Annotated in this window: 9 protein-coding genes; 7 read left to right on the forward strand and 2 right to left on the reverse strand. The window is 45.6% G+C overall.

Features of this window, described 5'->3' with window-relative positions; all coding sequences use genetic code 11:
* Window positions 1-406 precede the first annotated feature (406 nt).
* A complete protein-coding gene (locus tag HWQ67_RS05375; RefSeq protein WP_218251624.1) occupies window positions 407-1636 on the forward strand; it encodes an Nramp family divalent metal transporter in 1230 nt (409 codons plus the stop codon).
* Between the two features lie 18 nt (window positions 1637-1654).
* Here HWQ67_RS05375 and selA read toward each other — a convergent pair whose 3' ends face one another.
* Window positions 1655-3052, reverse strand: coding sequence for an L-seryl-tRNA(Sec) selenium transferase (selA, locus tag HWQ67_RS05380; RefSeq protein ID WP_255317131.1), 1398 nt, complete (start codon window positions 3050-3052; stop codon window positions 1655-1657).
* The gene (gene purQ, locus HWQ67_RS05385; RefSeq protein WP_218251626.1) at window positions 3052-3753 is read right to left on the reverse strand and encodes a phosphoribosylformylglycinamidine synthase subunit PurQ; all 702 of its coding nucleotides are present in this window, start codon (window positions 3751-3753) and stop codon (window positions 3052-3054) included. The genes selA and purQ overlap by 1 nt, the downstream gene beginning before the upstream one ends.
* A 420-nt stretch (window positions 3754-4173) precedes the next feature.
* Between purQ and HWQ67_RS05390 the strand changes: the two genes are divergently transcribed.
* From HWQ67_RS05390 to cas3, 6 genes are all read left to right on the forward strand, one after another.
* Entirely contained in the window at window positions 4174-5706 is a 1533-nt protein-coding gene (locus HWQ67_RS05390) for a DUF2142 domain-containing protein (protein WP_218251627.1), read from the forward strand.
* A gap of 541 nt (window positions 5707-6247) precedes the next feature.
* The gene (locus HWQ67_RS05395; RefSeq protein WP_218251628.1) at window positions 6248-7423 is read left to right on the forward strand and encodes a hypothetical protein; all 1176 of its coding nucleotides are present in this window, start codon (window positions 6248-6250) and stop codon (window positions 7421-7423) included.
* Window positions 7420-7977: a hypothetical protein gene (locus HWQ67_RS05400; RefSeq protein WP_218251629.1), complete on the forward strand. Its 558-nt coding sequence runs from the start codon at window positions 7420-7422 to the stop codon at window positions 7975-7977. The genes HWQ67_RS05395 and HWQ67_RS05400 overlap by 4 nt, the downstream gene beginning before the upstream one ends.
* Window positions 7970-9226 (forward strand): type I-B CRISPR-associated protein Cas7/Cst2/DevR, encoded by a 1257-nt coding sequence (gene cas7i / locus HWQ67_RS05405; RefSeq protein ID WP_218251630.1) that lies wholly within the window; start codon window positions 7970-7972, stop codon window positions 9224-9226. The genes HWQ67_RS05400 and cas7i overlap by 8 nt, the downstream gene beginning before the upstream one ends.
* Window positions 9207-10022 carry a type I-B CRISPR-associated protein Cas5b gene (cas5b, locus tag HWQ67_RS05410; protein WP_218251631.1) on the forward strand — a complete coding sequence of 272 codons (816 nt, stop codon included), beginning with the start codon at window positions 9207-9209 and terminating at the stop codon, window positions 10020-10022. Before cas7i ends, cas5b begins: the two co-directional genes overlap by 20 nt.
* Window positions 10012-12693, forward strand: a 2682-nt coding sequence (gene cas3, locus HWQ67_RS05415) for a CRISPR-associated helicase Cas3' (protein WP_218251632.1), incomplete at its 3' end; no start/stop codon positions are given. The genes cas5b and cas3, both read left to right, overlap by 11 nt.

Raw genomic sequence — 12693 nt, forward strand, 5'->3', positions numbered from 1 at the left:
AGAAGCGGAGGGGGTGAGGCACCCCTGCCACAAACCGCCCCTTTCTTTCCTTACTTCTTGGGGGGGTGAACTATTACCCGATTTTTATGTGAGGCAATTCGCTCTATTGACTTTAGGGACTTGCTTTTTGTACGATAGCTTTAGTGTTAAATATTAAAGAATTCATAGGAGATAAGAACCATGGATGGCAGTGAGGGCCGACCTATAAACGGACATAGAGTTCCGGCTGTATGCCGACATCTGTAAGAGAGGGGCTGTTTACTGTCAATCTGATTAATAAAACGCTCGCCTGATTCTTCGCTCCTGCCAGATGTCTTCGGCGATGCACATCCCCATGTTCATCACTATGTATCGCTGGTTCTTTGTGTCAGAGAGGTCAACTCCGTATCGCGGCAAGGAGATTTTTATGACGAATCGTTGGCGAAATTTTATAATACTCTTGTCAATCGTAGGCCCCGGGATCATAACGGCTAACGTTGATAACGACGCCGGTGGGATTACAACCTACTCCCTTGCCGGTGCTCACTTTGGCTATTCCCTGTTGTGGTCTCTTATCCCGATAACAATAGCGCTCATCGTGGTACAGGAGATGTCTTCACGGATGGGAGTGATTACCGGTAAGGGGTTGGCTGAACTCATACGCGAAAATTATGGTGTCAAGATAACCTTCTGGCTGATGCTGGCCCTGTCCGTGACCAACATCGGCAACACGGCAGCAGAGTTCGCCGGCTGGGCCGCCAGTAACGAACTGTTTGGAATAAGCAAGTATATCTCCGTCCCCGTAGGGGCATTGATTGTCTGGCTGCTCGTCGTGAAGGGGACTTATCAGGTCGTCGAAAAGATTTTTCTGGCCGTATGCGTTGTCTACCTGGTGTATATACCGGCTGCTTTTATGGCAAAACCACAGTGGTCGCAAGTGGCAACGGAGATGCTCAGGCCATCCTTCAGTTTTGACACGACCTACATTGTAATGCTGATCGGGATGGTCGGCACTACAATAGCACCATGGATGCAGTTTTACCTGCAATCTTCCGTGGTCGAAAAGGGGATAAAAAAAGAAACCTACTGGGCATCCCGCATAGACGTGGTCTTTGGCTGCTTCATGGTGGACATCATAGCGTTGTTCATCATTGTCACCTGTGGGGCCACGCTATTTAAGGCCGGCGTCCACGTCGAAACTGCCAAGGACGTTGCCATAGCCCTCCAACCCATGGCCGGACGCTATGCGTCGATCCTTTTTGGGATTGGCCTGGCCAACGCATCCCTGTTCTCTGCCTCCATACTACCCCTGGCAACGGCATACACCATTTGCGAAGGAATGGGCTTTGAGGCCGGCGTAAACAAGAGCTTCCGTGATGCACCCATCTTCATGACTCTGTATACCGTATTTATCGTCATTGGCGCCATGATCGTGCTGGTGCCGACAATCCCGCTTATCGCTGTCATGTGGATGTCTCAGGTGGTCAATGGTGTCATGCTGCCATTTGTGCTGGTCTTTATGCTGATGCTCATCAACAAAAAAGACCTGATGGGAGACTACGTAAACGGAAGGGCATTTAACTGGATCGCATGGGGTACAACCATCACAATGGTAGCTCTGACTGTATTGTTTGTACTGTCAATGTTCTTTTGGTAAGAGCGCCGCTTTGTTTTTTTAACTTCTTAATCCTGCTTGTGTTTCCAGGGCGTTGCTAACGTACTCGATCTCCGAGTCCTTTATTGTCCTGAGGTCAAGTAACAGATGGTTGTCTTTGATCCTACCCACAACCGGAGGGGTTGCCCTTGATAGCCGCCTCTGTAGCTGTTGAACGGTCATCGACAGGGGTCGTACCCTGAGCACGCAGGTTGGCAGTTCAAGGCCGGGCAGTGCCCCACCTCCCACCTGTGAGACGTCACCTGCGACCTCCACCTCAGCCTCTGTCATCCCCTTGAGACTGGATGCAAGCCTGTCTGCCCTGCTGCGGATAGTCTCCAGCGGTTGGAACAACATCCTCAGTACCGGAATGTTTTCAATGGCGGCCTCGGGGGTGCCCAGGTACTGGATCAGGGTTGCCTCCAGGGCTGCAAGGGTCAGCTTGTCGATCCTTACCGCACGACTGAGCGGGTGTTGCCTCAGACGTTCAACGTATCTGGTTTCGCCAACTATGACGCCACTCTGCGGGCCTCCAAGGAGCTTGTCACCGCTGAAGGTCACAACCCCCACGCCCTTTTGGATTATCTCTGCCACGGATGGCTCCGTGTGTACCCCAAGCGGTCTGAGGTCAACCAGGCAGCCGCTGCCAAGATCATACATGATACCAACCCCACGCCTGCGGGCAAGACCACTGAGAACCTCAACATCAACCTCTTCGGTAAAACCCGTGACCCTGAAGTTGGACTTATGCACCTTGAGGATCAGTGCGGTATCCTGGGTCAGTGCATCTTCGTAGTCGGCCAGGTGGGTCTTGTTGGTAGTGCCGACTTCTCTGAGAATACACCCACTCTGTGCCATGATCTCCGGTACACGGAAAGAGCCGCCTATCTCCACCAGTTCCCCGCGTGAGACAATCACCTCCTTGCCCTTTGCCAGCGCACTGAGAGACAAAAACACGGCGGCTGCATTGTTGTTGACAACCATGGCATCTTCGGCGGTGGTCAGCTCCAGTAGGTGTTGATGAACGTGGACATATCGCTTGCCACGTGAGCCGGCATCGAGGTCGTATTCGAGGTTGGAGTATCCCTCTGAGACGGCAACGACGTTGTTGAGGACGTCCGCACAAAGGGGCGCTCGACCGAGATTTGTGTGGATCACTATACCCGTTGCGTTTATGACTGGTTTGAGTTGGCAGTTAGTAATGGCGGCCAGCTTATCAGCGACGTCAGACAGGATACATTCCGGGGATATATCCGGCGTCCCGCCCTGCAGGATGTCCCCCCTCCTGGCATCAAGGATATCGCCTATTGCCCTGACCACAAGGCGTCTACGGTACACCCGCAACCACCCATGAGCCTGGGGCATCTTAAGGAGGTTGTCCACAGAGGGGATCAACCTCAGAGTGTTATTTATGTCCATCAAGTGTATTGTTGGAGCATACTTGAGGCCATCGCCTCAAAGAGCGCCCGGCCATCGCTACTGCCAAGGATGTCTTGCACACAACGTTCGGGGTGTGGCATCATTCCAAGGACGTTGCCGGTTTCGTTGGTGATGCCGGCAATGTTTAGCAGTGCCCCGTTTGGATTTACATTATCGCTGACAGCGCCATCCTGGTCACAATAGCGGAACACAATCTGGTTGTTTGCGGTCAGTCTTTCGATAACTGAGGCTTCGGCAAAGTAGTTGCCCATGGCATGTGCGATGGGGATTTTCAGCACCTGACCTGGTGAGTACGTGTTGGTGAAGGGGGTGCCGACGTTGTCAACGCACACATGGACGTACTTGCAGATAAACCTGAGGTCCTTGTTTGGCAGCATGGCCCCCGGCAACAACCCGCATTCAAGGAGTATTTGAAATCCGTTGCATATTCCGATAACGATCCCACCCCTTTGGGCAAACTCGGTGACGGCCTTGATGATGGGCGAAAACTGCGCCAGCGCCCCGGCCCTCAGATAGTCGCCATAGGAAAACCCTCCGGGTAGGATTATGGCCCGGATATCGGCATCGAAACGACTGTCCTTGTGCCAGATAAAGGTCGCCTGCCGGCCAAGCACATGCTTTACCACGTAGTAGCAGTCGTGGTCACAGTTGCTGCCAGGAAATACTACAATCCCAAACATACTATATAAGGTACAAATATCTCAGCGCCTTTGTCAACAACAAAAATCAGGCTTCCTGTAAATATTTCTGTGACGATGGCCGGTTAAGCATTATGGCGCCTCAAGGGGTCAACAAGGGGTGACCTGGAGCGAAAAAGAGGCGGCTCCGCCCCTTTCTTTGTATCATATGCAATCGAAACGCGCCATAGATTTTAGATGAGGCAATTGGCACCCTGTCAATTTGACGCCGCTGTATGCTAAAATTAACAAACGTAAATATGTATCCTCATTTATATTGCATGGTAAAAGAAAGAAGGAGGGCGGCTCCGCCCCCTCCTCAGACCTCCCCTGCAAGGGGGCCAGCCCCCTTGACCCCGTCTTACCATGCTTTTTTTAGAGGATACGTAAATATCAGAACTCATGAAATGTAAGAATAATGAATTGAAAGACAAGGATAGTAAACCATTTTGGATGTTACAATATCCGGAACGGGTTTTTGTTTTTTTCGCAAGTTGTTTTGGCGTGCTGTTTTTGTTATTGGTTCCACCGTTTCAGTCCCCTGATGAATACGCCCATTTTTACAGGGCTTATCAGATTTCTGAAGGTCGCATGGTTGCGGAAGTAGAGTATGATTATATCGGAGGCTACCTGCCTGAGAGCTTGCTGACAACTGCAAAGGGCCTCTCTAAAGGGATTCCCTATCCTTTTGCAATGGGCGTTTCGGTAGATGCCCATTTTAATCAGCATGAAAAACTCACTCTGAGCGACTTTACATCTTTGCTCAAACTTCCCGTTAATAGTCAGCAAAGGGTGTTTTTGGCTTTTCCCAATACGGCATCCTACAGTCCCATACCATACCTGCCACACCAATTGGGTCTTATGCTCGGAAGACTGTTTAACTTCTCGCCGATATTATTGTTTTATGTCGCCAGGGCATTTAATTTGCTCGTATGGATTTGTCTTGTCGCTCTTGCCATCAAAACCATTCCGATTTTGAAGCGGGTGTTTTTCTTGTTGGCCCTGACCCCCATGTCTCTGTTTATAGCCTCCACACTCTCTGCTGACGCTTTCACAAACGCTATTTCGTTTCTTATCATCTCAGTGTTCGTTCGCTATACCTGCGATAACAACAAAGAGATCAAAGTCAATGATATGCTCATCCTGGGTGCGCTATCCATACTCCTGTCTCTTTCAAAACAAGGTTACGGCCTGATGTTGTTTCTATTTTTTCTGATTCCTGTCGATAAAATGAAGACCATCAAAGCCGGAAAATACAAACACATAAAATACTTGTCCGTCTTTATTGCTTTAATTTCGGTCAACCTGGCTGTAGCGGCGTTCTGGTCATCCGTAGTGAGAGACATAGTGATGATACCGCTTAGTTATGCCCCCAACATGTCAGCCCATCAACAGATGAACTTTATCCTCTCGCATCCATTAACCTATTGTAGCACAATTGTAAATACATTCATCAGACGTCATTTCTATGCAGATCAACTAATCGGAGTCCTGGGATGGCTGGATACGCCTATGCCGACATTTATCGTATACTCGTATTTTATGGTACTTGTAGTTGTTTCCCTTATTGAAAGAGATAAACTGTGCGTTATATCAAAGGTCAAAAAAATTCTAATATTTGGCACCATGCTTTCGACCATATTAGCGATTAGCACAATCGGTTATTTATTCTGGATGCCGGTTGGAGCCAATTCAATAGACGGAATTCAGGGGAGATATTTTATTCCTGTTTTTCCTCTTTTGATGCTACTGCTATATAACACTGCAATATCCAATCAGAGTGTAATCATTAAGAACATCGTATTTGAAAAACACGTAAAGATTATAGAATATCTCAGGAACAATGAGACCGTGGTCAACCTGTTGGTTGTTTCTTACAGCGTTTTTACGTTAAGTTGCACATTATCCGTATTATTTCAGAGATATTGGGATCATGGCGGATTTCGATTGGATTAAATACAAACTGCGTATACTGACAATGACGCAGTTTTTTTTCAGGCATGACATTTGACTAACAAAATAATGGGGTCAAGGGGGCTGGCCCCCTTGCAGGGGGTTCTAAAGGGGGGCGGAGCCGCCCCTTTCTTTCTTCTATTTGAGCAATTTTGATACCCGAAAAAACTCGAATCCGATTAGTATAGTACTTTTACGGGTACGGGGTCAAGGACATAGGTATTAAGTTAAGCATGAAAACCTACCAATAACGCCATTCAACTTGCCATTGGCTGCAAACATGTGACTATTTTTATCACAGAAATATTTGCAGGAAGAAAAATTTTGTTGCTTTATACAATAGAGTTATATTAACATATCATTTTATTATATTCGGGGATAACTTTTTAATTGATTCTATTGTGAGGTAAAGATTGGGGACAGGGGTATCTGATAGACTGAAAAGCTGCCTTTTTGTGTATCATCGCCAGTTTATGAGCGTCAACATCGGTGTGTTTACTATTTCCACGGCCCGCCCGTGTGTGGTTGGGATTCGGAGGGGTGATTGAACGACACCGGTGATTCAGACGTTTTAACGCTGTTACCATCCAACTGGTATTACAACGCATCCGTTATCGGCTTCCTGAAGGTATTGGAACACGCCGGTGTAAGCGTTGAAAACTACCTCCGAGACGACGGGACAGTGGAAATAGACAGGTCAGTGTTTGCCAAAGAAAACGCTGATAACATGCCAAAGGCGCTACAATGCTATTATCATTACCATAAAGTGCGTGTTAACCCTGTTCTAAACAAACCCCTGGGATTAAAAATCGTAGGCAATAGTCTTTATACAAACTTTATTAATCCAAGTTCAAAAACAAAGGATGAACATAATCTATCATTGCTAGTTCAATACTTAAGCAGTGATAGTTTTAAAACTGGTGTGTCTGAACCATGTAATCTCTGTTGCCAACCTTTTTCAATAATCCCGGATAAAGATGCAAATCAAGACTTCGGGGCTTTTCTAAAAACCCGTAGTAGATTAAATATGATGCACGGTTCATATATTGGGGGATCATTTGATTTTCCTAACGCTTTTTGGAATATGAAGACATCTGTTAAGCTGTGTCCCCTGTGTATATATCTCGTATTGCATCATCATTTACCGTTTATAGGAACAACATCCGGTGAGTTGTTTATAAATGCGCCGTCATTTAAAATAATGTGGTACATTAACAAGATAGCAACTGAGATGATGTCAAGACAACCTGATATGGCAGTAAGAAAAATTTTAGGATTAAGTTATTTAGGGTTAGCTCAGAGGATATATTCTCTGCTAGGAACATGGTCGTTAATGAACATTGAGATGGTGATCAAAAAAGGCGGTGATATATCTTACTTTTCACTTCCCTTGCACATTTCAAAGGTGCTCAATCAAAAGAGCATCGCAGCGTTGATATATGAAGCAGGAGACCCTCTCGTCTTTAAGATGATACTAAACGGTGACTTTGATGATTTGATAAAACTCTCTCATAGTTTATGTAAACTACTTTTCGCATTTAATGATATCTCCGAAGGTGAACCAACAGATGAAATGAACAATATGATCTCAAATGACAGTTATCTGAAACGATTAGACAAAATAACAAAGAAAGACATAACCGCATTGAGAAAACTGTCAATCAAGCTGCCTTTAATTTATGCCAGGATACGGCAAGTGATAAAACAGGAGTATATATGAGACCACATGAAGAGATAAATGAAATTATAGACAAACTCTATGAAAACATATTGCCACAGAATGTACATGACTGGATAGACGACGTTGATAAAGTCATTAAGATGTTTTTGCGTGATGAGAGTATTTACCCTCTTTTTGACATGCTTGACCTTGTAGAAAAAGAATTACGAAAAAAACAGGGCGTTAACGATCAGGAGAAAGAATTATTGAAAAGGCTGTCTGGAATTAACGGATATATTAAGGCACGAAAAACAGACACGCTAATAGAAGTATTGCAATACAGGGGGGCAACACTAGCTAAGGACGTTGACTTTGTAAAGTCTGTGGAGTCAATAATTTATCGCCTTCTTGAACAAACAAGATTGGGTAAGAGAGAAAATGTGATCCACATGTTACTACGTCTGTGCACAACAAGAGGCAAAAAGTTTCCACAGGAGCTAGTTGCTGTTCTAAAACCAAACGATATAGATGACAACATGTTTAAGGCGTGTGTATACGCATTTCTAAGTGGATTCATTAAAGAAAAAAAGAAGGAGGATGACAGATATGAATAACAACGACAATCAAAACATTAAGGGAATTACGCTTACAGTTATTTTCGAGGCGTGTGCGTTAAACAGAGACGAAAAAATCGGCGGCAATATTCTTTCGATCAAAAAGATGACTCGGTCTGGCAATGAAACATTTAGTTACATCTCCAGAGTTGCCATGCGGCATTACTTGTTTAACTCATTGAACAAAATGTATACTGAAGACTGGACCGAGGCCAGTGTTGCTGTCTCAAAGAAGGTTGTTCAATTTGATTTGACAAAGAACAATATACTTAATTCATCGGAGATAGATGCGTTTGGTTACATGTTTACCGCAACACAACCAACCATGACAAGAAAATCACCAGTGGGAATAACCAAGGCTGTTGCTTGTGAAATATGGGAAGGCGATATGCAGTTCAACGCCAATCATGACCTTGCAAGGCGGTGTGGCAGTAATCCTGATCCCATAAACAAGGAGGAGCATTGTTCATATTTTAAAGTGTCTTATACAATTGATACAGAAAAAATGGGAAACGATGAGTGGTTAATTAAGGGACATGAGTATAAAAACGGATGTCTTGATCTGCTGTTTAAGGAAACAACCGGAGAAAGCGAACTAAAGAGCGGACAGGCAATAGCGAAGATTTTAGGAGTGTTTAAGGAAACAACCGGAGAAAGCGAACCTGAAAGTCAGCAAGAACAAGAAATCCCCTCGGAAAAAATATCTAAAAACCCCGATGGAAAAAGTAATAAGAAGAAAAAAAGTAAAAGTGCCTTCAATATTAGTGTTAAGTGTGATATGTCCTCACAATCTAAAAAAACATACAAAGTGTTGAATGAGCAAAAGAAGCCACTTGGAACGATTACTATTATTGATAAACCTGATGACAAAGCAAAAATGGCCGTCTTCGAACTGACTAAATCAGAAAAGCTCAAGCGTATCAGACAGATTCTCACAGTCATAAAGAACGGTCTCATATACCATACCAGTGGAGAGAACTATGGCATTGTTCCTGTATTCATCGTAGCCGCCGGCTTAAAACTACCCGTGCCGCTCTTTAACTCTTACCTCGAACAGGGTAAGTTCTTTGACGCCATACTCGATAATCATTATATCGTATCAAATGGAACCGGTAAGAAAATGGTTTATTTTTACAATCCAAAGGACATCGTCAACGGAATTGCCGATGACAAATGCTACAAACAAAACCAATGGGATGAATTCTTAACCGCCCTCGGTTTAAAGGACAATGAAAGTTCTGCGGATTAAGATACACCAACCATCTGCGTTCTATCGCATACACTTCAGTTACCAAAGGTTGCTGACGTATCCGATACCACCTTTTTCAACGGTCAAGGGGTTGATGACTAACCTCATGGGCTTAAAAACCGGCGTGCAGGACTATAACCAGGATGAAACCCTCAGCTCGCTCCGATCCGGCCTCTCAATGGCCATTCACGGTACATACGAATCAATGACAAGGGAATACATCTGGTACAGAAATCTCACAAAAAAGAGTCATGTTGCTCGCTTTGGCTCCCCTGCAAGCAGGACGTTAGACGGTATCGTCCAGCACCCCGGTGGGCAGATGCCCGTCACTATCAACGTCCTTGATAACGTCAACCTCGCTATATACATCCATCACAGAGACGACAACATGCTTGATACGATCCAATCCGCCTTTGAAAACCCCGTCAACAGAACCTCCACCATCTCCCTGGGACGTGCTGAAGACTGGCTCGTTTTCAACGACATCACAACCGTTACTCTCAAAGAAGACAAGACAAGCGCCATCCCCTCATACACATGGATACCATCCCCGGCATGGGTCAACACGCACTACCTCCCCAGCAAGGAATCATACGAAGCCTTTTTCCGCAACCTCAACTGTAACCTGGTTAAACTCCCTGGATTTTATAAGATCAACTCCGAAGGCGTCCGCATCTTCGACTACTACATTGACGTCAAACTCTATGAGGGATTGAGCTTTAAACGCCAGACATTCCTCATGGACGAAGATACACCGGTCATATTAACCACACTGGGGCAATGCAATGACAAATAAAGCCAACATCCTCGCAAAGAGCAAACACGCTATTACCCTCAGCCGTCACACCAAAGGTTTGCTTACACAGTCAGAGTCTTTGAAGAAGGCATTTAAACCTTATTTACCTGACAATGATGAATTCCGCAACTTCTTTGAACTCCTGGATGTGGCCATCTTTGCGCATGACCTGGGCAAGGTCTCGTCCACCTTTCAGCTCAACGTTGGCAACTGGCACTACAGGCCACGTATCCCATTGCCAAACGTACCACACAGCATATCCTCCCTCTTCTGGCTGGATTACGATAAGATACGAGGGCGTTTTACAAACGACAAGGACGTAAAAATTCTATATTCGGCCATTGCCTTTCACCACTGGAGGGACAACTTTGAACAGATGCTCTTTGGATTAAGCAGCGAACTCACAAGGACCGCAAGCATCCTACTTGAAAACAAAGACTACAAAGCCGCCCTCCTGCAAAACCTCAGTGAACACTTCGCCGGCGACGACTATCTTAGAAGACTCTCTGAACTAATCGGCTTCAACGAGGATTTAGCCCATACCCTCAAAGATAGAAACGATCTATTTGCCTACGTCGTGCCGCCATATAGCCACAACTTTATTCTTCAGAGATCGTTTAATTTCTCGCAGGGTGCGTATCTGAAAAAATGGCTCCTACTATCTGGGTTTCTAGTGAGGCTCGATCACTTCACATCTTACGTTCAGGATGAAAACACCGATGAACTAATCGAAAATGAGATAGACGCCACACACGTCAGAACTAATGTCCTCAGAGGACTACTGAAAAAGACACCAACCCCCTGGCAGCAACAGGAACTCTCCGACGATGACAATGGCAACAGCATCATCCTTGTGGCTCCCACGGGGGCAGGAAAGACGGAGTTTGCCTATCTGTGGGGCGCTGATTCAAAGCTGTTTTTCACCCTGCCACTGAAAACAGCCGTGAACTCCATCTTTGACCGCACCCAAGCCGTCTATGGAACGGCTAACGTCGGGCTCCTGCATTCGGATGCCGACTTGTACATACTTGAAAAATCAAGATACAACAACTACAATGACCTGCAGCCTCAGCACGACGCTATGGAAGGTGAGAGGCCACAAATCCTTGAAATGGCAAGGCACCTCTCCCTTGCGGCTACCGTCTCAACCGGCGACCAGATATTTCCGGCTACCCTAAAATACCCCGGCTACGAAAAAATATACGCAACCCTCCTGTATTCAAAACTCGTCATAGACGAGGTACAGGCATACAATCCCGAGGCCGTAGCCATGATCGTAAAACTACTCGAAGACATTGCAGTCCTCGGTGGCAAGTTCCTCCTGATGACCGCTACCTTGCCAGATTTTGTCCACAGCGAAATTGAAAAAAGAACAAAAGCCCACTACAAATATATTGACAAGTATGTCGGCGTAATGTGTGTCAAACATAAAGTGGCAATAAGAGCCGGCGATATTGAGGACGATAGCATTATTGCTGACGTCATACAAAAGGCAAGGGGAAAACACAGAACGCTCGTTATCGCCAATACCGTACATAAGGCTCAGGGTATATATAAAAGCCTTAAAGGGAAATTGGATGCAGCGGACAATATAACACTGCTATTGCTTCATTCCAGGTTCGTATTAAAAAAGCGACAGCATGTTGAAGCCCAAATAGCGGGTAAGGGTGGCCTCTTTGCCAATCCAGGGGGAGGCAACGATGCCACGGGCGTCATCCTCGTGGCTACTCAGGTAGTGGAGGCCTCACTGGATATCGACGCCGATATCCTTTACACGGAGCTTGCACCGCTTGACTGTCTTGTGCAACGTATGGGGCGTGTCTTTCGGCGTTATGCCTACGATTCAGGCTTTCGGTACAACGAAAAAGAGCCTCCAAACGTCATAGTCTGTTTTAACAACGGACAACAAGAAAAGAAAAAAGAAACTATCCTTGAATCTGGAAGGGGGTATGTTTATGAAAAATTGATCTGCGCTCTTTCTCTTGCCCTGTTGGTCAACAGTGGCAACAATAAGATTAAAGAGGTTGATGACTTTATAACCAAGGTCAAAGCTACTGCTGAAAAGGATAACGTTCAAATCAAGATAAATAAAGAAATCGATAACTTTATATCTGCTCCGGCAAAGCTTGAAGTATCGTTTCTGTTACCTGAGATCAGGAAGAATGGACTCGTCGGGGAGCTATATGATTTAGTTCCTGAAACATCTGCCTATAAGCGTAAGTTCGCTCAGGCCCTGAGTTTGCTTGATTCCGGGTACATGTCAGAGAGGAAAGAGGAGGCGCTGCGGACGTTCAGGAATATCTGCACCATCTCCGGCATCCCTTCTGCCCTTGAAGGCACGTTGAAGGAAGCCCTTGAGACCTTTATAGACACGCATGACAATGACAACTTCAGATACGTGTCGTTCAAAAACGAGGTGCTATCTCGTGTCGTGGTAAACGTCAGGCCCGTCCTGATGACAGAAAGACCAAAACGTGCAAGCACAATTTTATGTGATCTAAGAAATTGCAAGGTTGAAGAAAAGAAGTTTAACAGGCTGACTCATTGGCTTGGTGATATACTTACTCGAGTTTTCGAAAAACAGGCAAACAGCATGGTATCAATTTTGCTAACCATTTTTGCCTGTTTTTTTATGCAATCTCACGCAACTCCTTCTGCTTTTCACGCTTCC

The organism is Candidatus Magnetobacterium casense (genome assembly GCF_019173545.1).
GTDB classification, from domain to species: Bacteria; Nitrospirota; Thermodesulfovibrionia; order Thermodesulfovibrionales; family Magnetobacteriaceae; genus Magnetobacterium; species Magnetobacterium cryptolimnobacter.